19 protein-coding genes are annotated in these 24,091 nt (G+C 66.7%); 1 reads left to right on the forward strand and 18 read right to left on the reverse strand.

The features are described from left to right. Positions 1-25 precede the first annotated feature (25 nt). The gene (locus tag EYS42_RS09490; RefSeq protein WP_130967909.1) at positions 26-3,256 is read left to right on the forward strand and encodes a bifunctional diguanylate cyclase/phosphodiesterase; all 3,231 of its coding nucleotides are present in this window, start codon (positions 26-28) and stop codon (positions 3,254-3,256) included. Between the two features lie 47 nt (positions 3,257-3,303). Here the strand turns inward: EYS42_RS09490 and EYS42_RS09495 are convergent, their stop codons facing one another. The 18 genes from EYS42_RS09495 to EYS42_RS09580 form a co-directional block, all read right to left on the reverse strand. Further along, positions 3,304-3,786, reverse strand: a complete 483-nt coding sequence (locus EYS42_RS09495) for an MSHA biogenesis protein MshP (protein WP_245503579.1) — start codon at positions 3,784-3,786, stop codon at positions 3,304-3,306. Positions 3,787-3,799: 13 nt separating this feature from the next. Next, positions 3,800-4,684 (reverse strand): prepilin-type N-terminal cleavage/methylation domain-containing protein, encoded by an 885-nt coding sequence (locus EYS42_RS09500; RefSeq protein WP_130967910.1) that lies wholly within the window; start codon positions 4,682-4,684, stop codon positions 3,800-3,802. After that, entirely contained in the window at positions 4,681-5,145 is a 465-nt protein-coding gene (locus tag EYS42_RS09505; RefSeq protein WP_130967911.1) for a type IV pilus modification PilV family protein, read from the reverse strand. Before EYS42_RS09505 ends, EYS42_RS09500 begins: the two co-directional genes overlap by 4 nt. Beyond that, complete coding sequence (locus EYS42_RS09510; protein ID WP_245503580.1) at positions 5,135-5,605, reverse strand: prepilin-type N-terminal cleavage/methylation domain-containing protein; 471 nt, start codon at positions 5,603-5,605, stop codon at positions 5,135-5,137. Before EYS42_RS09510 ends, EYS42_RS09505 begins: the two co-directional genes overlap by 11 nt. 22 nt (positions 5,606-5,627) lie before the next feature. Continuing rightward, a complete protein-coding gene (locus tag EYS42_RS09515; RefSeq protein WP_130967912.1) occupies positions 5,628-8,231 on the reverse strand; it encodes a DUF8613 domain-containing protein in 2,604 nt (867 codons plus the stop codon). A 199-nt stretch (positions 8,232-8,430) separates the two neighbouring features. Next, entirely contained in the window at positions 8,431-8,832 is a 402-nt protein-coding gene (locus EYS42_RS09520) for a type II secretion system protein (RefSeq protein WP_130967913.1), read from the reverse strand. A 90-nt stretch (positions 8,833-8,922) separates the two neighbouring features. Then, positions 8,923-10,206, reverse strand: a complete 1,284-nt coding sequence (locus tag EYS42_RS09525; RefSeq protein WP_130967914.1) for a type II secretion system F family protein — start codon at positions 10,204-10,206, stop codon at positions 8,923-8,925. Beyond that, complete coding sequence (locus EYS42_RS09530) at positions 10,203-11,912, reverse strand: GspE/PulE family protein (protein ID WP_130967915.1); 1,710 nt, start codon at positions 11,910-11,912, stop codon at positions 10,203-10,205. Before EYS42_RS09530 ends, EYS42_RS09525 begins: the two co-directional genes overlap by 4 nt. Before the next feature lie 17 nt (positions 11,913-11,929). Next, positions 11,930-13,843, reverse strand: coding sequence for a pilus (MSHA type) biogenesis protein MshL (gene mshL, locus EYS42_RS09535; RefSeq protein ID WP_165456704.1), 1,914 nt, complete (start codon positions 13,841-13,843; stop codon positions 11,930-11,932). A 2-nt stretch (positions 13,844-13,845) separates the two neighbouring features. Then, complete coding sequence (locus EYS42_RS09540) at positions 13,846-14,334, reverse strand: hypothetical protein (protein WP_130967917.1); 489 nt, start codon at positions 14,332-14,334, stop codon at positions 13,846-13,848. Continuing rightward, positions 14,331-15,035 (reverse strand): type II secretion system protein M, encoded by a 705-nt coding sequence (locus EYS42_RS09545; protein ID WP_130967918.1) that lies wholly within the window; start codon positions 15,033-15,035, stop codon positions 14,331-14,333. Before EYS42_RS09545 ends, EYS42_RS09540 begins: the two co-directional genes overlap by 4 nt. Further along, entirely contained in the window at positions 15,032-16,618 is a 1,587-nt protein-coding gene (locus EYS42_RS09550) for a PilN domain-containing protein (protein ID WP_130967919.1), read from the reverse strand. Before EYS42_RS09550 ends, EYS42_RS09545 begins: the two co-directional genes overlap by 4 nt. Before the next feature lie 165 nt (positions 16,619-16,783). Then, the gene (locus EYS42_RS09555) at positions 16,784-19,150 is read right to left on the reverse strand and encodes a DUF1631 family protein (RefSeq protein WP_130967920.1); all 2,367 of its coding nucleotides are present in this window, start codon (positions 19,148-19,150) and stop codon (positions 16,784-16,786) included. A 29-nt stretch (positions 19,151-19,179) separates the two neighbouring features. Continuing rightward, on the reverse strand, positions 19,180-20,196 hold the full coding sequence (gene secF, locus EYS42_RS09560; RefSeq protein ID WP_130967921.1) for a protein translocase subunit SecF: 1,017 nt from the start codon (positions 20,194-20,196) through the stop codon (positions 19,180-19,182). A gap of 3 nt (positions 20,197-20,199) precedes the next feature. Continuing rightward, the gene (secD, locus tag EYS42_RS09565; protein WP_130967922.1) at positions 20,200-22,056 is read right to left on the reverse strand and encodes a protein translocase subunit SecD; all 1,857 of its coding nucleotides are present in this window, start codon (positions 22,054-22,056) and stop codon (positions 20,200-20,202) included. A gap of 13 nt (positions 22,057-22,069) precedes the next feature. Beyond that, positions 22,070-22,387, reverse strand: a complete 318-nt coding sequence (gene yajC, locus EYS42_RS09570) for a preprotein translocase subunit YajC (RefSeq protein ID WP_130967923.1) — start codon at positions 22,385-22,387, stop codon at positions 22,070-22,072. Positions 22,388-22,504: 117 nt separating this feature from the next. Next, positions 22,505-22,789 carry a YbeD family protein gene (locus EYS42_RS09575; RefSeq protein ID WP_130967924.1) on the reverse strand — a complete coding sequence of 95 codons (285 nt, stop codon included), beginning with the start codon at positions 22,787-22,789 and terminating at the stop codon, positions 22,505-22,507. A gap of 29 nt (positions 22,790-22,818) precedes the next feature. Beyond that, the gene (locus EYS42_RS09580; RefSeq protein WP_130967925.1) at positions 22,819-24,045 is read right to left on the reverse strand and encodes a D-alanyl-D-alanine carboxypeptidase family protein; all 1,227 of its coding nucleotides are present in this window, start codon (positions 24,043-24,045) and stop codon (positions 22,819-22,821) included. Between the last annotated feature and the right edge of the window lie 46 nt (positions 24,046-24,091).

Below are 24,091 nucleotides of genomic sequence, written 5' to 3' on the forward strand. Positions count from 1 at the left end.
TGCCATGTCGGCGGGCCCATGAGGCATGAACCAGATCACCGACCAGATCGCTCGACGCTCCCGCCGCTGGCTCCAGGCCTCCTGGGCTGCGCTGGCGTGCGGCTTGCTGGCCAGCCTGTGGGGCTGGCACATGGCATCAGATCGGGTGGCGCGCGAAGCCGACCAGCGCTTCGCGCAAGATGCCGCCACGCACACCCAACTGCTGAAGCAGACGCTCGACCACTACGGCGACCTGCTGCACACCTTCCAGGCCGCTTTGGAGGCCAACCCTCAGCTCGACCGCAACGCCTTTTTGCGGCTGTACCAGTCGATCAACCCGGCCGACTACCCCGGCATGGCCGCTGTGCAGTACGCACGCTGGGTCTCGGAGGCCGAACGCCCGGCGCTGGAGCAGGCGGTGCGCAACGACCGCAGCCGCAGCCCCCAAGGCTTCCCCACCTTCAAGGTGCACCCGCCAGGCCCACGCCCGCACTACATGGCCGTGGTGTATGCCGAACCGCTGGCCAGCAACCCGCGCATCCTGGGCTTCGACCAGGCCCATGACCCGGTGCGTCGCGAAGTGATGGAACGCGCCCGTGACAGCGCCCGCCTGGTGGCCTCAGCCCCGGTGGAGCTGGTGTCTGGCACCGCCCGGGCGCGCGGGTTTGTGCTGCGGGCCCCCGTGTTCGACACCCGCCTGCCGCTGGCCACCCCCGAGCAACGTGGCGCAGCCTTTCTGGGCCAGGTGGGCTGCGCGGTAGAAGCACATGGCCTGAGCGCCCGGGTCATGCCCCAGGCCATGCGTGAGACACTGCGTTGGCGGCTGGAAGACATCGGGCCAGACATGGCAGACCGGCCCTCTGCCGCGTCGGTGCTGTTCGACTCCCAAGGGGCCGATGTGCCCACCGAGAGCGTGGCCCTCGCCGATCGCCGCACGGCGCGGTTCAAGGCGCTGGGCCGCACTTACTCGACCACGCTGATGCGCCCTCCCGTGCGAGCGCCCTGGCAAGCCCTGCCCCTGGCCACGCTGGCGGCCGGCCTGATGAGCAGCCTGGGCCTGTGGTGGGCCTTGCGCAGCGTGGGCCGCCAGCAGGCCGAGGCCGCCGCCCTGGCCGAGTCGCTGGCACAAGATGCCACCGAAAGCGCACGGCAACTGCAGTCGGTGATGAACAGCACGCAAGATGCCATCCTGACCGTGGACACCCAAGGCCAGATCACCAGCGCCAACCGGGCGGCACGCGAGCTGCTGCAACTGCCCGAAGGGGCGGTGGCCATGACACTGCGTGAGCTGATTCCCTACGCAGGCGAGAGCCCACACGGCCAGATCGAAGCCCTGCTGGCCCGCCGGGGTCTGAGCCCAGAATCACCCGCCAAGCGCGTGAGCCTGACCGACCTGCGTGGCGAACTGGTGGCGGCCGAAGTGTCGGTCAATGCCCTGATCGGCCACACGCAGGCGGCCATGCTGCTGACCCTGCGCGACATGCGCGCCCAGGAAGCCGCCGAAGAGGCCTACCGGGCCGCACAGCGGCAACTCGACGAAGTCGATGAGATGCGCCGGGTGATCGTCCACCATGCGCCCTACGCCATCCTGGTGCTCAATCGCATCGGCGTGATCCAGGCCATCAACCCGGCCGGTGAAGCGCTGCTGGGCTTCCGATCGGGCGAACTGGTGGGGCGCTCGACCACACAGCGGTTTTTCGACCCCGAACAGGTGAGCGCGCGCAGCCAGAAGCTGGCCATGCGCCTGGCGCGTCCGGTGCGCGACATGCAGGTGCTGATCCACCTGGCCGAAGAAAGCCCGGACATGCCCTCGGAATGGACCCTGATCCGTGCCGACGGCCGCCGGATCGTGGCCGAAGTGACCGTGACGGTGCTCAGGAACGAAGCCCAGGAAATGACCGGCTACCTGGCCATGGCGCATGACGTGACCTCGCGCACCGAAGCCGAACTCCAACTGCAGCACCAGGCCCTGCACGACGCCCTGACCGGCCTGCCCAACCGCAACATGGTGCAAGAGCAGCTGCGCGGCGCTGTGCAGCAGTGCGAGCGCGATGGCGGCCACCTGGCCCTGATGTTCCTGGACATCGACCGATTCAAGAAGATCAACGACACGCTGGGACACCAGGTGGGTGACGGGCTGATCGCCGAAGTGGGCCAGCGCCTGCGCAAGGGCATGCGCACCACCGACATCGTGGCGCGCCTGGGCGGCGACGAATTCGTGGTGCTTCTGCCGCGCATTGCCCAGCTGGAAGACGCCAATGTGGTGGCCCAGAAAGTGATGGACCTGTTCCACGAGCCCATGCGTGTGGGACCGCACGAACTGCGCGTGACGCCCAGCGTGGGCCTGGTGCTCTACCCGGTGCATGGCGCCGACCCGGGCACCCTGATGCGCCACGCCGACCTGGCCATGTACCAGGCCAAGAGCCTGGGCCGCAACCGCGTGCAGGTGTTCAACAGCAACCTGGAAGCCACAACGGCCGACACCCTGAAGCTGGAAAACGAGCTGTACAAGGCCCTGGAGCGCAATGAGTTGCGCCTGTTCTACCAGCCCCAGTTCGATTGCCGCACGGGCCGCATCATTGGCGCCGAGGCGCTGTTGCGCTGGGAGCACCAGGGCAAGCTGGTGCCGCCACTGGACTTCATCCCCTTTGCCGAGGAGACCGGCCTGATCGTGCCCATCGGGGCCTGGGTGTTGCGCGAGGCCTGTCGCCAGGCCCAGGTGTGGCGCATGGACACCGGCTGGCCGCTGCGCATGGCCGTGAACCTGTCGGCCGTGCAGCTGGACCAGCCCGACATTGCCGACCAGGTGTCGGCCGCGCTCAAGCGCAGCGGACTGGACCCCAAGGCCCTGGAGGTCGAGATCACGGAAACCGTGGTGGTGCGTGAGTCACTGCGGGCGGCCGATGTGCTGACGCAACTTCGCCAGCTGGGCGTGTCGGTGGCCATCGACGATTTCGGCGTGGGCTACTCCAGCTTCGGCTACCTGCGCGAGTTGCCGGTCGATCGCTTCAAGCTCGATCGCTCGTTCCTGCAGGCCATCCCGCACTCGGCTGGCGACTGCCGCCTGGCCGCGGCCCTGATCGCCATGGCGCACCGACTGGAAGTGGGCATCGTGGCCGAGGGCGTGGAAACCGCCGAGCAGATGGCCTTCCTGAAGACGCACCAGTGCGACGAAGCGCAGGGCTATCACCTGGGCAGGCCCATGCCGGCCGAAGGGTTTGCCGAGATGCTGCGACACCATGTGCAAGCCGCCGCGCTGGTGGCCACCAAGGACTGATCAGGTCGAGCCCCAGGTGGGGCGCTCACCGATGGGGCTACGCCCGTTCACTGGGCGATCAGGCTGCGGCGGCGGCGCTCCACGTAATGCGGCGACCCCACCGAGGCGGCATCGGGGCACGTGGTGCCTGAACCATTGCAGGCGATCGATTCCACCGTGTACAGACGCACGGTTGCCGGGCCGAGGCTACCGTCTGCGCGTACATCTTCACCTTCGTAGTACGGGTCGGCCGTTGTGCTGCAACTGACCGTGACGCGAAAGCCCAGGTCAGTGCGCAGATCGAGTGTCTGGCTGGCGCCATTGCAAGCGCCATCCTTCCAGATGCCACGTCGGGCCTGATAGAAGCCCCACTGCACGCCCGCATTGCTGGCCTGCACGGCGCGCGAAGCGTTGATGTCCTGGCCGAAGGTGACCTGCTGGGTCCAGCCGAGCCGCACCACGGCCGCAGCCAGTGCAGCAAGCAGCACCAGCACCAGCATGGCGGCCACGGCGCCCAGGCCGTGCATCGACAGGCGGGTTCTCATGGGCATGGGTGCATGTTCCTCATGGCACGTTCGAGACGTGGGCCCCGGCGTTCAGCAGGGTGGTCTCGCCCCCCCGCGACACCTCGATCAGGATGGACAGGTAGCCGCTTTGCTGCGTGGCACCCTTGTTGGGGTCGTACGTGAAGGTGCAACGCTTGACCTTGCTGGCCAGCACGTCGGCCCCGACCACCGAGGGGCAGGCACTGGGGTAGGCGGCATTGAATCCGTAGTTCTTCAGCCGGTACAGCTTGCCCTTGCCGTCGCCATTGGCGTCGACCGTGCCGTCGGCTCCACTGCACACGTAGAACACGGCCTTCTGGTTGCCTGGCACCACCTGGAAGCGCCCACCGTCGTAGCCGTACGGAAACTGCTTGGGCGACACCGTGAACCGGTACATGCCCTGCGTGGCCGCGGGCGTGGTGATGCCCGTGATGGCCGATCGGTTGCTGCCTTCGTAAATGTCGTTGGCGCTCTGGTTGTTGATGACCACCTCGTCACCCACCGCGGCCATGGGCGACAGGGGGTTGAGCACATCGAACACGGTGGTGACGGTGGTGGTGTCCAGCGGCGCCGAGCAGGTGCTCGACGGCGTGCTGCAACCCGGCGGGTCATCATTGACCGTGTCAGGCCCGCGCCGGTACCGACCCGAGGTGAGAAACGGCACCACCTCGAAACACTGCTGCCCCCCGGGCATGCGGATCGAATTGGGCACGCCCATGCGCACATCACGCACCATGCGGCGCAAGGCCAGGTCGGCCTGGTCGATCAGCTCGGCGCGGGTGCGCACCCCCACATAGCTGCCCACCGTGGGCTTGACGACGATGGCCACCGTCACGGCCAGGAAGGCGGTGACCACGATGACCACCACCATCTCGACCATGGTGAAGCCGCGAGCGCGCCTCATGGTGTGCCCCCGGCGTAGTCGGTGCGCCAGCCCACCAGCTGCAGGCTCTCGGCCCCGCGGGAGGCCGTGACCTGGATGCGCAGAGAGCCGGCCACACCACCCAGCGTGCCCGATTGCACCGAGATGCTCACGGAATAGCCGGGCAGCTCGCTGATCGTGTTGCCTTCGATGTCGCAAACCTTGCCTGTGGTGGCATAGCCGTTGTAGTCGGACACTTCGTTGTAGGTGTCGCGGGCACAGCCGCTGGGCGCGGTGTTGGGCTCAGATTCTCGGAAGGGCTTGAGCTGGATCTCTTCCATGAACTGGTCCGCCACCACCAGCAACTGCTTGCGAACGGCCGGGTCGGCGCTGTTGCGTGTGGTGGCTGTGAACGCGGCCATCACCCCGGCCAGGCCCACGCCAATCACGACGATGGCCACGACCATCTCGATCAAGGTGAAGCCACGGGCCTTACTCGACATACCCGGTTTCCCCCACGATGTTGATGGTGGCCACCCCGGCGGCCGTGATGGCGCGGTTGGCTGCGGTGGTGCCTGCCCCATCGGAGGTGACACGCCCGTCGGGCTGGAAATACAAGGTGCCCGCGGGGGACACGGCCGTGCCGGGCGAGGTGCTGGCCGTGGCGTACACATGGCTGCCGCCCGGGCCCTGCAAAGGCGTGTTGCAGCTGCTGGCCGGGTTGGCCGACGCGATGTTGAGCGTGACGCTGCTGGCGCCGATGTCCACACACACCAGCCGGCGGTGCGACACGGCCGACTTCTGGGCATAGCGCAGCCCGCCCATCAGCGCATCGCGCCAGCCTTCGTCACGCGCGGCCAGTGCAGCGCCGAACTTGGGCACGGCCATGGCGGCCAGAATGCCCACCAGCACCAGCACCACCACCAGTTCGACCATGGTGTAGCCCCTGGTCGAAGGGGGCATGCGCACAGTCAGCGGGCGCGCATCAGTCCACATCCTGGATGCTCATGGTCTTGGTCGACTCGGGTGAATACACACCGAACGAGGCCGTGGCCTTGGGGTCGCAATAGCTCTTGGTGCCATTGGCTGCGGTGCACACGGTGCGCAGCCAGGTCATGGGGGTGGCCAGGGTGCCCAGGCTGAGGGTGACGTCCACCGTGCCGGTGTTCTTGGCCCCTGGCGCGGTCAGTTTCAAGGCACCGTTGCCCGACGCGAGTGTGAGCGCATTGCCGCCAGTGGTGAGCACCTGCACGCCACCCTTGTGGCTGCGGTTGTTGGAGGTCAGGAAGCCGTTCATGGGCAGGAGCGAGGTGGTGGTGCAGGTGTCGTCTGCCGCCGGGGCCCAGCTCTTGCCCGTCCAGTACTGCAGTTGCACAGGCATGGACAGCGTGGACTTCTCTGAACCATAGGCGTTGGACAGGCGGATGCGCCCTTGTCGCAGGTTCAGGCCACTGAGCGTCTGGGTGGTGGACGCGATCACAGCGCCCACGCCCGCCGTGTCCAGGCCTTGCACCGCCACCGAGACCGAATCGAAGGGTGACTGCAGGGTGCCTGCCGCAGGCAGCGGCACCGTGAAAGCCCGTGCACTGCTGGCGGTGCTCGTGGCGCTGCTGCTGAAATCGCTGCGCGGGATGGTCAGCGCGCTGCCGTTGTAGCTGACCTGCACGTCGTGCGTGGCGTACGCCCCGGTGTAGTTGGCCGTGGTGTCGCCATTGGTGTTTTGCGCCGTGACCTGCACCGGGAACGGCTGGCCCAGGTAGGTGAAGGCACCGCAGGCCTTGACGCCGCTGACCCCGAACTGCGCCGGGATCACCCGCAGGCGCTTGGCCTGCGACACCAGGTTGCTGGCCGCGCCCAGGTAGTCGGCCAGCGAGGCCGTGAAGTCCAGGGTGCCGACGTCGTCCCAGCTGGTGCTGGAGGCCAGCTCCCTCGTGCTGCTGTTCCATGTCAGCGCCGGCAGGGCATCAGGCTGAACCGAAGAGCCGGCCGGCAAAATCGCCGTGGCCAGCGTCGGCAAGGACAAGCCACTTTCCGAGCCGAAGCTGCCCGCCACCTGCCCGGACTGGGTCAGGGCCTGCACCTTCACGGGAATGGTCTCGCCCGCCTTGAACACGTTCTGGGACGATGCCACCTGCAAGCCCCCCGGGTACACGATGGCACGTGTGCGAGCCGTCAGGTTGGCCAGGCCCAGGGTGTTGGTCAGGCTGGTGCCCAGCACGGCAATGTCGAGCTGCACAGGCCCCACATCGTTGTAGTTGAACGAGGCATTCACGCTCTTGCCGCCCGAGATGGTCGAAGTGACCAGGTTCAGCGTGGAGGCCACGCCACTGGTCAGCGCCGTGCCGTTGATCACAGGCCGCGTGCCGTTGGCTGAGCTGTAGGTGGCCGTGACACTCAGTGGCAGCGTGACCGACAGCAGGGTGGACACACAGGCATTGACCTTCAGGGGCTGGGCACCGGTGTGAGTGCCGCTGCCGTCGCCCGCAGGCTGGTTGGGCAAGGACACCAGCAGTGTCACCTTGTCGACCTTGAAGTTGCAACTGCCGCCCGGGGCCGTGCCGAAGCCGCAGGTGGCTGCGCTGGAGGGCGCCGGCGTGACGCTGCTGGTCGAGACCGTGTACGTGGCGGTGGTGCTGAACAGCCCCAGGCTGAAGGTCTTGGCGATGGTGCCCGACACCGACTGTCCGCTGGGGATGCTGAAGCTGTTGCTGCCGCCACCCGAATTGAAGTTCAGGGTGCCGGTGACGCCAGCGGTGTAGGGGGCCGTGCAGGCCGCATTGGCGCAGGCCCGCACGCGGAAATTGCTGGCCGCACAGGTGCCGCCCGAGGAGGTGTCCGACAGCAGCTCAAGGTGGTGCAAGGCCACCACCGAAGCCGAGTTGTCGACATAGCTGAGCTCGTCCAGCTTGAAGGTGCGGCTGGAGTACGAACAGAACAGGATCAGTGCGCAACTGGTGAAGCGCGTGGCCTGGAACTCGACACTGTTGACGCTGACCCCCGAAGGCGGCACGTAGATCATGCGCGCGGTCTGGTTCACGTCGCTGCCGCTGGAGCCAAAGATCAACGAGAAAATGGACTCGAAGAGCCCCATGTTGTCGTAGCCCCCCACGCAACCACTGGTGTTGCTGGAGCAATTGCTGATGGTGACCGAGCTGCCGTTGCTCAGGTTGAACTTGACCGTGTTGTCGCTGTCGCCCGTTTGCAGGTTCCACAGGAAGCTGACATAGCGCGTGCCGCCCGTGAACGACACCACCAGCTTGGAGCCATTGGCCGAACCCGTGCCGCTGGTGACCTGCGCGTAGTTGTCGGCAAAGCCGGTGGGCAAGCTGGTGTTGGCGGTGGCCGTGAAGGCGCCCCCGCTGGAGCCCAACGAAGTGCTGCTGCCCACGCCCGAGGCATTGCTCAGGGTGGTGCTGCTGAAATTGATGGTTTTCAGGTTGGCATCGGTGAAGGTCTGCGGCTTGAAGCCGGCCTGGCTGGAACCGATGAATGACAGCTGGGCCCAGGCGGGCGCGACCAGCATCAGCGACAAGATCAGGGCGTGCCAGGCAGTGGCACCGGTGCGAGACAGAAGGTGTTTGAAGGTCATGACTGCAACTCTCCGAGCAGATGACTGCATGAAACGATGACCGCAGCCTGAAGTCCAGACCTTGCCAGCGCAGCGCCGTGACCTAAAGCCGAAAAAGTGGAAAAAAGAAACGACTCTTTCACATGCACAGGCGCACACCCAAGGGAAAGGCGCCAGACCACCCACGGGGCTGGCGCCTCTCGCATCACCCGGCAGTGGCTCAGTTGCCTGCGCCGATGCCCGTGTAGTTGCGGGTCAAGGCGGGGGTGACGCCCACGGCCGTGATGGTGCAGGTGGCGGTGGTGCCGATGGGGGTCAGCGCTGTGGTCGAGAGCGTGTACTTGGCGCTGTCCACACCACCTTGCACCAGATTGGCCGCGTCTTCGCAACTGTCGACCTTGATGCAGGCGTTGTCTGTGACCTGGTTGTTCTTGGCCGCGCAGCCCGCGTAATTGACCGACATGGCGCTGCCCAGCGTGCCGGCCATGCCTTCGATGGCGGCCACCTGCGCGTCAGACCGCAGATCGATGAACTTGGGCAGGGCCGTGGCGGCGAGGATGCCCAGGATGACGATGACCACGATCAGTTCGATCATCGTGAAACCGGCTTGAAGCTTGCGCATGTTGAACTCCAGGTGTGGGTGATGGTGAGGGTTGCGTGAGGTGCCTATGCCTCGAATGACGCGGTCGTTCGTGTGTTTCGGCACGTTTGGTCAGTTCTTGAGGGTGACTTTGCCCATGTCCCACATGGGCATGAACACCCCCAGAGCCAGCAGCAGCACGAGCGCACCCAGGAAGATCACCAGGACGGGCTCGATCTGTTGAGACAGGGACTTGAGCGAATACTCCACTTCGTTGCCGTACAGCTCGCCGATCTCGTCGAGCAGCTCATCGAGCATGCCGGTTTCTTCGCCAATGGCCAGCATCTGCAGCACCATGGGAGTGAACACGCCCGTGGCCACCGCAGCGCGCGTGAGCGTTTCGCCCCGCGTGACAGATTCACGCATTTGCTCGATGCGTGAGCTGATGTAAACGTTGTCGGCCGTCAGGGCCACGCTGGTCAGCGCCCTTTCCATGGGCACCCCGCTCTTGAGCGACAGCGCAAAGGCCCGCGCAAAGCGCGACAGCGTGGCCTGCGTCACGATGGTGCCCACCAGCGGCATGCGAAGCAGCGTGCGATGCCAGATGGCCTTGCCGTCGGGCGTCTGGATCCATTGCCGAAAGCCCATGAAGGCCAGCACGATCACGCCCAGCATCCACCAGCCGTATTCAAGCGTGAAGTTGGACGTGCCGATCAGGATGCGCGTGGGCAGCGGCAGCTCGGAGCCCAGGCTCTTGAACACGCCGGCAAAGGCCGGGATCACCAGGATGTTGATGACGGCAATGGCCGCCACCATGGCTGCGATGACGAACGAAGGGTAGCGAATGGCCGACTTGATCTGCTGGCGCATGAACTGCTCGAACTCCAGATGCTGGTAGAGCTTCCAGAACACGGCTTCGATCTGGCCCGAGGCCTCGCCCACGCGCACCATGGCGATGTAGAAGTTGTCGAACACCTTGGGGTGCTGCGCCAGCGAGGCCGACAGGTCCACGCCGGATTCCAGGCTGCGTCGCACCTCGTACAGCATCTGCTTCATGCGCGGGTTGTTGGCTGTTTCCTGCAGGCCCGCCAGAGCCCGCAGGATGGGCACGCCAGCCTTGAGCAGGGTGTAGATCTGGCGACTGAACAGCATCACGTCCTGAGGCTTGATCTGGGGGGTGCCAAACTCGATCTTGAACTGAGGTGCCTGCACACCGCCTTGCGTGCTGGTGCTTTGTCCGCCCGTGCTGGGCGCCACAGCGGCTGCGCCGCCGCCCGCACCACCTTCGGCCTGAATGGTCAGGGGCGTGAGGCCCTTGGCCAGCAGGATGTCGGCCACATCGCGCTGTGTGGGGGCATCCAGCTGGCCGTCCACCCGGCCCACGGGGCCCCGTGCGGTGTAGCGAAAGCGGCTCATGCGTCCACCTGGGCGCTGATGCCGATGGCCTCGGCCACGGTGCTGCGCCCTTGCAGGGCCAGCTGGGCCGCGTCATGGCGCAAGGTGTTGCGGCCAATGGCTTGGCGTGCGATCTTGGAGAACTCCGAGGGCTCGCAACGGCCCAGCGCCTCGATCAGCGGCAGGGTCATCTCCAGGTACTCGTACACGCCGGTGCGGCCGCGGTAACCCGTGTGGTTGCAGTCGGCACAACCCTTGCCATGCCACAGCGGTTTGACCGCTTCTTCTTCGGTGACCACGCTGCGCAGCCAGGCCATTTCCTGGTCGGTGGGGGTGTACGAGGTCTTGCAGCTCGGGCAGATCGTGCGCACCAGGCGCTGGGCCACGACCAGCTGCAGCGACAGCGCCACCATCCAGGCCGGCACGCCCATGTCGACCAGGCGGGCCGGGGTGGAGGCCGCATCGTTGGTGTGAAGGGTCGACAGCACCAGGTGGCCCGTCATGGCGGCACGCAGGCCGATCTCGGCCGTGACCTTGTCGCGCATTTCGCCCACCAGGATCACGTCCGGGTCTTGACGCAGCGCAGCGCGCAGGATGCGCTCGAAGCTCATGTCGATCTTTTCCTGCACCTGCACCTGGTTCAGGCCGGGCAGCCGGTATTCGATCGGGTCTTCGGCCGTGAGGATCTTGCGCTCGGTGGTGTTCAGGGCATTGAGCGCGGCGTACAGGGTGGTGGTCTTGCCGCTGCCGGTGGGGCCCGTCACCAGGATCAGGCCGCTGGGCTTGGCAATGGCACGCTCCAGGGCACCCCGCATGCCCTGGGGCATGTGCAGCTTGTCCATGTCGAGCATGCCCGCACTCTGGCTGAGCAGACGCATCACCACCGACTCGCCATGCTGCGAGGGCAGCGTCGAGATCCGCACGTCGACCGTGCCGTCTTTGAGGCGCACGGCAAAGCGGCCGTCTTGCGGCAGGCGCTTTTCAGAAATGTCCAGGCCGCTCATCAGCTTCAGGCGCAGGGCCACGGCCCCTGCGATCTTGCCGTCGGCTTCGGTCTGCACATGCAGCACCCCGTCGATGCGGTAGCGGATGCGCAGGGCCTTTTCCTGCGGCTCGATGTGGATGTCGGAGGCTCGGCTGCGCAGGGCCTGCTCGAACACCGAATACAGCAGGCGCACCACGGGCGCGTCTTCGTTGCTGGTGCTCTCGATGCCCAGCAGATCGCCCAGGTCGCTTTCGAGCTCGGCCAGCTCGGAGGTCAGCTCGCGGGCCAGGCCTTCGATTTCTTTGGTGCTGCGGTACACGCGGTCGAGCGCCACGGTCAGGTGGCCTTCGGTCACCACGGCCATGTCGATGCTTCGGCGCAGCAGGCGGCCCAGTTCGTCGTAGGCGTAAATGTCGGTCGGGTCGGCCATGCCCACCACCAGGCCCGAGCTGGGGTCGTCCAGCACGATGGCCTTCAGGCGCCGTGCATGGGCCTCCGGCAGCAACTGGGCCACGTCGGGGCGCAGCGGGTAGCGGCTCAGGTCCACAAACGGGGCATGGATCTGGCGGGCGATGGCCTTGGCGATCTGCGCTTCGGTGATCCACTGCTTGTCGACCAGCACCTGGCCCAGCTTGCGGCCGCTGGCACGCTGCTGCTGCAGGGCCTCGTCGAGCTGGATGGGCGTGATCAGCCCGTCCTGCACCAGCAGGTCACCCAGGCGAAATTTCTGAGGGCGGGTCATGGCGGGCTCCGGAAGGGTCAGCGCGGCAGCAGGTTGGCTTCCGGCTGGGCATCGCTCCAGCCCGAGCCGTCGGCCGAGATGATGGTGGGCTTGATCAGGATGACCAGCTCACGCTTGCCCACCGTCTTTTCCTTGTACTTGAAGGCATTGCCCAGCACCGGCACATCGCTGACCACGGGGATGCCACTGTCGCTTTGCGTACCGTACTGCTGCATCAGCCCGCCGATGGCCACGATCTGCCCGTCGAGCACCCGAACGATCGAGTCGGTCTCGTTGATGGAACTGGTGGCCAGCGGCAAGCGCAGCACGTTGCTGCCCAGGTCGAAGGTTTTCTGCTTCTCAGCCACCACACTGATGGCCGGGTGCACGTGCAGCATCACACCGCCGCGGTCGTCGATCTGCGGTGTCACGTCCAGCGAGATGCCACTGAAGAAGGGCTGCAAGGTCAGCTCCGGTGAGTTGACGGTGCCTGTGGCGGTGGTGACCAGGTTGCTCTTCACGTTGGTGAGGAACAGCTCGTCGGTGCCCACCTTGAGCACGGCCTTCTGGTTGTTCAGCGCGGCAATGCGCGGGCTGGACAGCACCTGCGTCTTGCCCTGGCTTTCCAGGAAGGACAGCAAGGCCGCGAAGTTGGCCCCCTGGAAGGCCAGGCCATAAAAGCCCTTGCCCAGTGCTTCGGTGACGACAGAAGAGGCCGGGTTGACGGTGGCACTGCTGTTGGACAAGGCACCGTTGTGCGACACGGTCTGCCCCGGGGCCACGCCCACGATGCCCGCCGTGACACTGCCACTGTTCACGCCCCGGAAGGCCGACCAGTTCACGCCCGTCTGCGCGGCACTGTTGAGCTGCACTTCCACGATCTTGGCTTCCAGCATCACCTGGCGCTCGATGGTGATCTGCACAGCCTTGAGGTACTCGCCCACCTGACGCAACTCGGCGGGAGTGCCTCGCACCACGATCACGCCCGCGCCCGGGTTGATCGTGACCGCACTGCCCTTGCCCAGGTTGACCAGGCTGTTGAGGGAATCACGCACATCGCGCCAGAAGTCGGTGTCGGAGGTCATGCTGACGGCCGACATTTCGAGCGCTGTGGCCGACTTGCCCGCGCCTGACGCGTTGCCGCCCCCTCCCGATGAGCCGCTGGCACTGCTGCCCGAGCCCGGGGCTTGCACGATGGAGCTGGACTGCACACGCAGGTCGCTCACGCCCTGACGGCGCCCCGGCAGGTAGCTGATCTTGAACATGCGGGTCTGCACGTCATTGGGGTAGACGAACACGCGGTTGCCCGTGAGCTTGAAGTCGTAGCCATACAGCTCGCGCAGGGCTTCCAGCGCTTCCATCACGGTGGTGTTGCGCAAACTGATGGACACCGAGCCGCCCAGGTCGGGCGGCACCAGGATGTTGTAAGGCCCACTGCCACCGAGCTGCAAGAACACCTGCGAGGCAGGCGCCTGGTTGACGACCAGGTCGAAGCGGCCTTCGGCGCCGGCACTGGCACGTGCGGCCATGCTGGCCTGGGCAGCCTGGGTGCTCAGGGTGGAAGGCGCCGCCATGCCGGTGCGCCCGCGCGCAGCCAGCTGCAGGTCAGGCGTGAGCGGGGTGGGCGCGCTCAGGGCGGCCACAGTCACCGGGGCCATGGGCGTCTGCACCTGCGTGCTGTCCTTGGGCTGGCTGCCCAGGCTGATGCTCATGCCCTGCACGGTCTGCAGCGCATCGCGGCTGCCCACCAGCGGCGCATGGCGCCCCCCCTGGGGCACGGCAGGGAAATGGTCGAGATCGGGCGTGGCCACCTGCGAGACCTTCAGGTGCATCGAGGCCACCACATGCCACCCCTGCGGCCTGGCCTTGCGTTGCTTGCCGGCTTCTGCAGGCGCATGCGCCAGCAGCACAGCGGCCGTCAACACGCCCAGGATCAGTTGAGAAGACTTCATGCTCATTCCTTGGCCTCCACAGGGGTGGCAGAAGAGTTCGGTGCACTGGCGGCCTTGGCCACCTTGGCAGCAGAGGGCAAGGCCTTGCGCGACCACAGGGCCAGGCGGCGGCTGCCGCCGCTGCCCGTGCGCAGGTTCACGCCAGAGCCGTCAATGGCCACCAGGGTGCCCAGCTCGGGCACCTTGTCGCCCAGTCGGTACACGCGGTCGTCGATGACTGCACTGCTCATGGCAGCGCCCCCCACCACCACCGAGCTCACGCGTGGCACATGCACGGCGGCGGGTCGCGCGGGCCGCATCACAGCGCCCATGCCTGCCCCCAGTGCCGGGCTGTTGCCCGCGCCCTGGGGCAGCCCCGGCGGCGCGGCCATCGGGATGGCGAAGGTCGGGCGGGTGGGGTCCGCCTGTGCGTGTGCCGTGCCCGCCCACCAGGGCAGGCCCAGCGCACCAGCGGCCCACAGGGCGCCCAGAACATGAGGTCGCAGGGTCATGGCGCAGTGATCTCCAGCGGTTCGGCGTCGGGGCTGACCGTCAGCACGCGCACATTGAGCAACAGGCGGCCGGTGTCGTCGGTGCTGAGCACCAGGCCTTGCCACAGCAGCTTGCGGGGCATCTGCTCGGCCGTGACCAGCCAGGCGAGCAGGTCGTTGAAGCCGCCGGTCATGACCACCTCCAGCCCTTGTCGGTACAGGCCCGAAGCGTCCTGCGGGCTCAGTCCCGCCTTGGTGATGTCTTCGGGGCTCAGGGTCTTCATGCTGACCAGGCCCAGATTGCCGTTGCGGGCCAGCAGGCCTTCGATCACCTGCCGCATCTCGCCGGCAGGCACCAGGCCTGACTGCAGCTCATCGAGGGCCTTGGCCTGCTGCTTGACGCTGGCGCGCAGGCGCTCCAGCTCTCCCTTGAGCTGCCCCTCCATCAGGGCCAGGTCCTGGCCTTGCCGAGCCACCTCGGCATCGCGGGCACGCACGGCCGACTCGGCCGTGGTGGCGCGCAGGCTGGCCGCCTTGTAGCGTGACCATGCCGGGGTGAACAGGCTCAGGTCCAGCAGATACCAGCACACCGCGGCACCGGCGATCACCAGCAGGCGACGCTCGCTGAGGGTTCGTGCAGCGTGCTGGCGGCGCCATTGGCGCCAGCGGCGTCGGGCCTGGTCTTCCAGCCCCTGCAGCTGACTGAAGTCGATCTTGCTCATGGCTGCGCTCCTGGCGCCGGCTGTGCGGTCGATGCACTGGACGCGGGGGCTTGGGCCGCCTCGACAGCCGATGCGGCCCCCACTGGCGCCCTGGCATTACCGCCCGCCCTGGCCTTGAGGGTAAAGGCCGTGATGCCGGCCAAGGCGGCCTGCTGTTCACCCAGTGATTTCATTTCGAGCTGCGCGAAGCGCTTGCCCTGAAACTGAGGCTCCTGCCCCAGGCGGGCCAGATAGCCCGGCAGCTGCTGCGGGCCGATCATGCGGCCACTGAGCTCCAGATCCTGCCCATTGGGCAAGATGGTCAGGCCCGTGATCCACAGGTCGCCCACGGCCTGGCGGGCCAGGGCCTTGAAGTACTCCGAATAGGGTGCACTGGTGCTGGCGGTCAGGCGCTGGATGGCGTCGTATTGGCTGCGCTGCGTGCGTTCGGTCTCGCGCAGGGCCTCGAGCTCCCCCATCGACTGAGGGCGTGGTGGGCCTTTGGGCAGATTCACCGCGCCGTCCACCAGGGCCTTTTCGGCGGTTTCGGCACGCATGGTCATGCGGGCAGACAAGGCGTTGAGGCCCATGCTCACCACCACCACCCCCCCCACCACACCGGCGGCCAGCTTCACGCCGAAGTCCAGCCCGAAGGGCTCGGGGCCCTGGGATTGCCGGGCTGTCAGGAGCTGCAGCTGGTGCTGCCCGCGAGCCTCGCCCACATCGCGCAGGGCTGCACCCAACGCACAAAGCTCGGCGAAAGTCGGGGTGGTCATCAGGGCCTGAGCGGCCTCGTCCTGCGGCTTGCAGTCCAGCCAGGCGCCCAGCTCCAGCTGGCGCACCGGCACGTAGACCAGGTCAGCCAACACCTCGACCATGCCTTCGGCTCCCGCCGGCATGGCCACGGTCAGCTCCGACAGCTGCACCTGGCTGTGCATGCGCTCGAAGGTGTCCAGCGTGCGCAGCACCTCCAGGCCCGCGCGCCCCACGGCATTGCCGCGGCCCTCGACATTGCCCGCCACGGCGTGGGCCACCACCTCGATGGTGCGGGTCATCAGCAGCTCACCCTGGAAGGTGACCACCAGCATGCCGTAGTCGTCACCAAACACCATCAAGGCGTGGGCCTTGCCCTCGGTTTCGCCCAGGGCGCAAATGTTGCGCAGGGCCGATTCGGTCACCTCGTAGGCGGCCCATCGCATGCCCTCGTCGTCCGACTCCAGCTCGATCGTGCGGCCCTTGTCACCCGGCAGCATCACGGCCATGCACGAGCGCGACATGCGGTTCTGCGAACCTTCAGGCAGCGGCAACACATCGATGGCGGCTTCTTCCAGCGCGAAATCGACCTGGTCGCGCAGGCTCCAGCGCAAGGCATCGGCCCATTCGGGCTGGGGCACATCGGGGGCCGAAGTCGAAATCAGGGCGTATTCACCACGGGCCAGCACCAGCGATGCAGCCGGCACGGCGCGGCCGTGGGCGCGCTTGAGGTTGCGGATGAGGTCGGTGAGTCCGTCAGGCTGGGCCTGCCACAGCCACGACACCGAGGGGCGCCCCTCAGCGGGCAGGCTCAGGCGCACGGCTGCCGCGGTGCCGCCAATGCGTGCCACGCCGAGTCGTTGTGCGTTCCTGGTCCGTCGCTTGCCAAACAGCTTCATGGGGGGAGCCTTTAAGAGCCTGCCCCTCCATGGTGTCAAAACCTGTTTCAGTGGACGGAAAGATAAGCGGCGGTGCTTGGGGCTTATTTCACGCCCCGGCCGCTTTTCCGACCTCGCTCAGTTCAGCAAACGTTGCGGATCGGCATCGAGTTTGGCCAGTGCATCGCGCGTGGCACGCACCGTGAGCGATTCTTCTTCCAGCGGCACCAGCAAGCCGGCCTGCAAGAAAGCACCCAGCCGATTGAGCTGGAACAGCACGCCGCGCCCTTGCGGCGAGACGAACAGGGCCAGCAGCTTGTTGCGGCCTTGCCAGGCCAGCTGCACGCGCTCCTGACGGTCACGGTAGTCGAGCTGGAACCAGGCACCCAGCTTGAGCTCGCGCGCCCAGGCCAGCATGGCCGGCGTGGGCATGGTGCCCCCGGTGGCCACCACTTCCAGGTCTTCGCTGTCGTAACCCGACAGGTCACGCAGGGTGTCGGTGTCGAGTTCGACATCGTCCATCTCGGGCAGCAGCTGGTCCAGCGCATTGAGGCGCTGGGTGATCTCGCGCAGACGCTCGGGCGAAATCGTGGCCGACTTGGCCGTGAAGGCCGCCTGCAAGGCCACATTCAAGGCCTTGAGATGCTGCTCCTGGCGCTCGGCACTCAGGCCCGCGCGGGCCATGCCCTGACGCAGGAGCTTGAGCAGAGGCGGCAGGCGCTGGAGCACCTGGTTGCGTTCTTCGCGGCTGTTCTTGGCGCTGGCCGACCAGATCAGGTCGGCGGCCATCTGCTTGAGCTCGCGGGTGTCATCGCTGCCGGGGGCTCCCAGCACCGCACTTTGCGCCAGTACATCGGCCCAGACCTTGAACAGGAACTCGCGGATGCCCTCGTGCACGGGCACCGCCTCCAGCATCTTGCGCAATTCGATGGTGTACTGGATGGCGTAGGCCTCTCGCTGCTCCAGCTGCTGGGCCAGCGAGACGCCCTTGCGGCTGGCATCGTTGCCTTCCTTGAAATAGTTCTCCAGGAACTTTTCGAATTCGACCAGCACGGTCTGGAACACGCGGCGGCCGGTGTCGGGGTAGGCCTCGACGGTCTGCACCACACGGCGCACCTCTTTGAGCAGCAGGTCCCCCTGGGTTTCCGGCTGTTCGACGGCACCGGCCAGGCCCATCACGCAGGCGCCCATGCGGTCAATCAGCAGGCGCGCCGGGTGGTCCAGCGTGGCGAAAAAGTCGGGTTCGGCCACAGCCACACGCAGCACGGGCATCTGAAGGCGAGCAAACCACACCCGCACGGTGGCCGGCAGGCGCTCTTCCATCAGGATGGCCTGGAACAGCAGCGCCACCACCTCGATGGTGGCGCGCTCGGTGGGGCTGCCGGCCGCCTGTTTGAGCTCACGCTTGCGCTCGATCAGCTCGCGGGCCAGCGCAGCAGGCTCGGGGCGCTCACCCACCGGCACGTCGACCTGCTGACGCACGGCCGCCTCGGTGCGGGCCATGGCCTGGCTCAGGCCTGTTGCCAGGGCGACCGCCCCGTCTGGCTGGCCCATCAACTGGGTGGGGTCGAAGCCCGGCACCTGACGGGCCACCACCTGGTTCAGCTTGCCCAGCACCGCCTGGGAACGGGCAGCCTGCGGCACTCGGCCCAAACCGGGCGCCTGGGTCATGAGGCGGGTTTCGTCATAGGACACGGCCCCGGCACTGCCCATGGCCGTGACACGGTTGCTGCCGGCACCCAGCGCGCCAAGGCCGCCGCCTGACACGCGCGAGCCCACGCCGGGGCTGGGCGCCATGGGTTGCACGATGCCCACGTCACGGGCACGCCGAATGAAGGGGCGCAGATCGATCTCGGGGGCCACACCATGCTCCAGCAGCAGGCGGTTGGCTTCGTGGTAGGCCTCTTCAGCCAAGGCTGCCACCTCGTCGTGCAACACGTTCTGCAGCGTCTTCCAGTGGTCGGCGGTCAGCCCCGCAGCCATCCAGGCATCCAGCACCCAGCGCGAGAGCATGGCCGGCTTGAGCACATCGCCTGCAGCTTCGCCGGGATTGGGGTCCTCCGGCAACAGGCCCCGCAGGCGAGAACACAGGTCGGTGAATTGCCAGCCAGCCTTGTCAGCCACAGCCTGGGTCAGGCGCGATGCCATGAGGTCGAGTTCGACCACCGCATCATCGACCAGGCTGAAGATGGGGGCGCCGTTGGCGCCCTCTGCAGTGGCAGGCAGACCCATGGGACGGGTGCTGGGAGTGCCTCCGCGCTCCAGCACATCAAGGGCCGCCCGAAGCGACTGGTTCAGTCCCTGAGCCCAGGGCGCACTGCTGGCGGGCCAGGCCAGAACCAGCTCGCGCCGCCGGGCATACAGACCCGGTTCGGCCGTCTGCGAGGCCAGCAGACGCGCCCCTTCGGCGCACGCCGACACCAGCGATGCAGTGCCTCGGAGCACTGTATCCAGGAAGGTGCGGCGAGCAAGTCGCGCGAGGTCGCGCGGGGAACCGAGGGTCATCGAGCCTGCATGAGTAGAGTCAAATGACTCTACACCACAGCGCCGGCGTTCGGATCGTTGGGGTCGGCGTCTTTCTTGACGCTTTTCATCAGGTCTTCGCGTTTGATGCCCAACCACATGGCCAGGGCCGCCGCCACGAACACCGACGAGTAAATGCCGAACACGATGCCGATGGTCAGGGCCAGGGCAAAGTAGTGCAGCGTGGGGCCACCGAAGATCAGCATGGCCAGCACCATGGCCTCGGTCGAGCCGTGGGTGATGATGGTGCGGCTGGTGGTGCTGGTGATGGCGTGGTCGATCACCTCGCTCACGCTCATCTTGCGCTGCTTGCGGAAGGTTTCACGGATGCGGTCGAAGATCACGACCGATTCGTTCACCGAGTAGCCCAGCACGGCCAGCACGGCCGCCAGCACCGACAGCGAAAACTCCCACTGGAAGAAGGCAAAAAAGCCCAGGATGATGATGACGTCGTGCAGGTTGGCCACAATGCCGGCCACTGCGAACTTCCATTCGAAGCGGATGGCCAGGTAGATCATGATGCCCAGCACGGTCACGCCCAGGGCCAGGGCCCCGTCGCGGGCCAGTTCGTCGCCCACCTGCGGGCCCACGAACTCGCTGCGCTGCAAGCTGACAGGCTCGGTGGCCCCGGCTCGGCACACCTGGCGGGCGCCCTTGTCGCCCTGGTCCACCGACACCTGGCCACCTTCGGCCTTGCACACCGCGGCAAACACCTGCTCGACCACCTGGCCCTGCTTCATGTCGCCGCGCAGGGGCAGGCGCACCAGCACATCGCGCGAGGTGCCGAAGTTCTGCACCTGCACATCGCCGTACTTGAGCGATTCGACCGCCTCACGCACCTTCGGAATGTTGGCGCTCTGGGCGTACTGCAGCTCGATGAGCGAGCCCCCCGTGAATTCGATCGACAGGTGCAGCCCGCGCGTGACCAGGAAGAAGACCGCGGCAGCGAAGGTCAGGAACGAAATGACATTGAAAACCAGCGCATGCCGCATGAACGGGATGTCGCGCTTGATGCGGAAGAACTCCATGATTTACTCCTGTGCCTTCCAGACCTGGCCGATGGACACGCTCTTGAGCTTTTTCTGGCGGCCGTACCAGAGGTTGACCAGACCGCGCGAGAAGAACACAGCCGAGAACATCGAGGTGAGGATGCCCAGGCAGTGCACCACCGCAAAGCCACGCACCGGGCCCGAGCCGAAGGCCAGCAGCGAGACGCCGGCGATCAGGGTGGTGATGTTGGAGTCGAGGATGGTGGCCCAGGCGTGTTCGTAGCCGGCATGGATGGCCGACTGCGGCGGGGCTCCATTGCGAAGCTCTTCGCGCACGCGCTCGTTGATCAGCACGTTCGAGTCGATGGCCATGCCCAGCGTCAGGGCGATGGCCGCGATGCCGGGCAGTGTCAGCGTGGCCTGCAGCATGGACAGCACCGCCACCAGCAGCAGCAGGTTCACGGCCAGCGCGATGGTGGAGAACACGCCAAACAGCATGTAGTAGATGCACATGAACACCGCCACGGCCACAAAGCCGTAGACCAGGCTCTTGAAGCCCATTTCGATGTTCTCGGCACCCAGGCTGGGGCCCACGGTGCGCTCTTCGATGATTTCCATGGGCGCAGCCAGCGAACCGGCGCGCAGCAGCAGGGCGGTGTCGGCGGCTTCTTCCGGGGTCATGCGACCCGAGATCTGCACGCGGCCACCGCCGATTTCGCCGCGGATGACTGGCGCGGTGACCACTTCACCCTTGCCCTTTTCGAACAGCAGGATGGCCATGCGCTTGCCCACGTTCTCGCGGGTGACGTCGCGGAAGATGCGGGCGCCGCGCGAGTCGAGCGTGAGGTGAACGGCCGGCTCCTGGTTTTCATCGAAGCCCGACTGGGCATCGGTGAGGTTGTCGCCGGTCAGCACCACCTGGCGCTTGACAATCAGGGGCATGCCGCCACGCTCCTGGTACTTTTCGGTGCCAAAGGGCACCGAGCCGCCCGCCAGGGCGGCCTGGGCCTCGGCGCCGTCGTCGACCATGCGCACCTCCAGGGTGGCGGTGCGGCCGATGATGTCCTTGGCCTTGGCGGTGTCCTGCACGCCGGGCAGCTGCACGACCACGCGGTCGGCGCCTTGCTGCTGGATCACGGGCTCGGCCACGCCGAGTTCGTTGATCCGGTTGTGCAGGGTGGTGATGTTCTGCTTGAGCGCCTGATCCTGGATCTTGCGCAGGGCCTCGGGCTTGAGCACGCCTTGCAGGGTCAGGTCACCGCTGGCATCGGTGCCGGGCGTCCAGACCAGATCGGGCAGGTTGTCGGCCACCACCGCAGAGGCGGCCTTGCGGGTGGCCTCGTCGCGGAAGCGGATGACCAGATTGTCGCCGTCACGGCGGATGCCGCCATGGCGCAGGTCCTTGTCGCGCAGCAGGGTGCGCAGGTCACCCGACAGGCTTTCGGCCTTCTGGGTGACGGCCGCGCGCATGTCCACCTGCATCAGGAAGTGCACACCACCGCGCAGGTCCAGGCCCAGGTACATGGGCGCGGCATGCAGGCTGCGCAGCCACTGGGGCGAGCGCGACAGCAGGTTCAGCGCCACGATGTAACGCGGGTCGGCCGGGTCAGGGTTGAAGGCCTTGGTCAGGGCATCGCGGGCCTTGATCTGGGTGTCGGTGTCCTTGAACCGGGCCTTGATGGAGCCGCCCTCGAACTCGACGAAGTCAGGCTGGATGCCAGCCGCACTCAGGGCCGCTTCCACGCGCGCACGGTCGTCGGTGCTGAGTTTGACCGTGGACTTGCCGCTGGACAGCTGCACGGCCGGGGCTTCGCCGAAGAAGTTCGGCAGGCTGTAGAGGGTGCCGATCACCAGGGCTGTGGCGATCAGCAGGTATTTCCACCAGGCGTAACGGTTCATGTCCGACCTTCGATTACTTCAGGGTGCCCTTGGGCAGCACCTGGATGATGGCCACGCGCTGCACCTGCAGTTCGGTGCCGGGGGCCACTTCCAGGGACACGAAGGTGTCGCCCAGCTTGCTGATCTTGCCCAGCAGGCCACCCTGGGTGACGACTTCGTCGCCCTTGGCCAGGGCCGACAGCATGGCCTGGGTTTCCTTTTGCTTCTTCATCTGCGGGCGGATCATGAGGAAGTACATGACCACGAACATCAGGACGAGGGGCAGCATGCCCATCAGGCCACTGGTGGAAGAAGCGGCCGCATCGGCGGCGTAAGCATTGGAAATGAACACGACAGGATCCTTCTGCCCGGCACAGGCCCGGGCGGTCAACGATTGTATGCGGGGGGTGGCTCAGGGTTTTCGGCAGGCCGACCACCCCGAACGGGAGGGGGGGAGGACGAAAAAGGGTCAGAGCACGTACTTGGTCTGCGGATGACCGGTCACGGCACGGTAGATGGTGTCGAGCTGTTCGCGGCTGGTGGCGCGCACCGTGAGCGTCAGGCCGATGTACTTGCCCGAACTGCTGGGCCGGCGCACGAGGTGCCGCCCTGCGTCGAACTCGGGCGCGTGCGCGACGACGAGGGCGACGATCTGGTCGATGTAGGCCTCGTCGTGCAAGCCCATCACCTTGATGGGGAAATCACAGGGGTACTCGATCAGCGACTCTTCGGGCGGGATCTGGGGCGTGGTCATGGAAGGCTCCGACGGAAAAGGCGCGGGGATCACTGGATGGCCAGGCGCAGGGCGTCCCAGGCGCGGCCGAAGAACCCGGCGCTGGGCACCGCATCCAGTGACTGCAGGGGCATTTCCTGCCAGGTCTGACCCCCGATCTGCACCTTCAGCGTGCCAACACTCTGGCCACGGGTCAAGGGGGCCATGAGCGGGTCCTGGCGCACCACGCTGGTCTTGATCTGGCCCGCCTGACCGCGCGGCACCACCACCACCAGGGGCTGGGTGCGGCCCAGCTTCACGGTGCTGGCGGCGCCCTTCCACACCGGGGCGGTGGTCACGGCCTGGCCGCCATCGAACAGCTTGACCACGTCGAAGGCGCCATAGCCCCAGTTCAGCAGCTTCTGGCTTTCGTTGGCACGGGCCTCGGGCGAGGCAGTGCCCACCACCACGCTCAGCAGGCGGCGGGTGGCCCCCGGGTTGCCAGGCACCGGGCGCTTGGCGGTGGAGATCAGGCAGTAGCCGGCGGCGTCGGTGTAGCCGGTCTTCAGCCCATCGACCGTGGGGTCGCGGTAGAGCAGCAGGTTGCGGTTGGGCTGCTTGATGCCGTTGTAGGTGAACTCCTTCTGGGAGTAATACGGCAGCGACTGCGGGAAGTCGGTGATCAGGCGGGTGGCAATGACCGACAGCTCACGCACCGTGGTGGTGTGGCCTGGCGCGGTCAGGCCTTCGGGGTTCTTGAAGGTGGTCTGTTTCAGGCCGAAGGCCTGGGCCTGGCGGTTCATCATGTCGACGAAGTTCTCGACCGTGCCGCCCACCGCTTCGGCCAGGGCCACGGTGGCGTCGTTGCCGCTCTGAACGATCATGCCTTTGATCAGGTCATCGACCTTCACGCGGGTGTTGACCTGGATGAAGGTGCGCGAGGCCCCGGTCATGCCAGTGCGCCAGGCACGCTCGGACACTGGCAGTTCCTGGGTGAGCTGCAGCTTGTTGGCCTGCAGGGCCTGGAAGACGAGGTAGGCCGTCATCAGCTTGGTCAGCGACGCCGGCTCGACCGTCTGATCGGGCTGGCGCGAGGCCAGGGTCATGCCGGTGGACAGGTCCTGAAGGATGAAGGCGCGGGCGGCCACCTCCGGTGGCAAGGGCATCAGGGCCGAGGGGGCAGCCGACGCGCTGGCGGTGGGAGCCGACTGGGCCAGGGCCGGCGCGGCCAGCAGGCTCAGGCCGACCGACAGGGTCAGGGCCGACAGGGCACGGGAGAACGTGGAGGAAGAGGGCATTGTGTGAACACTGCAAAAGACCGGGGGGCAAATGGGGCCCGCCCGG

Origin of the sequence: Aquabacterium lacunae (genome assembly GCF_004310865.1) — a bacterium.
In the GTDB taxonomy this organism is placed as follows: domain Bacteria; phylum Pseudomonadota; class Gammaproteobacteria; order Burkholderiales; family Burkholderiaceae_C; genus Aquabacterium; species Aquabacterium lacunae.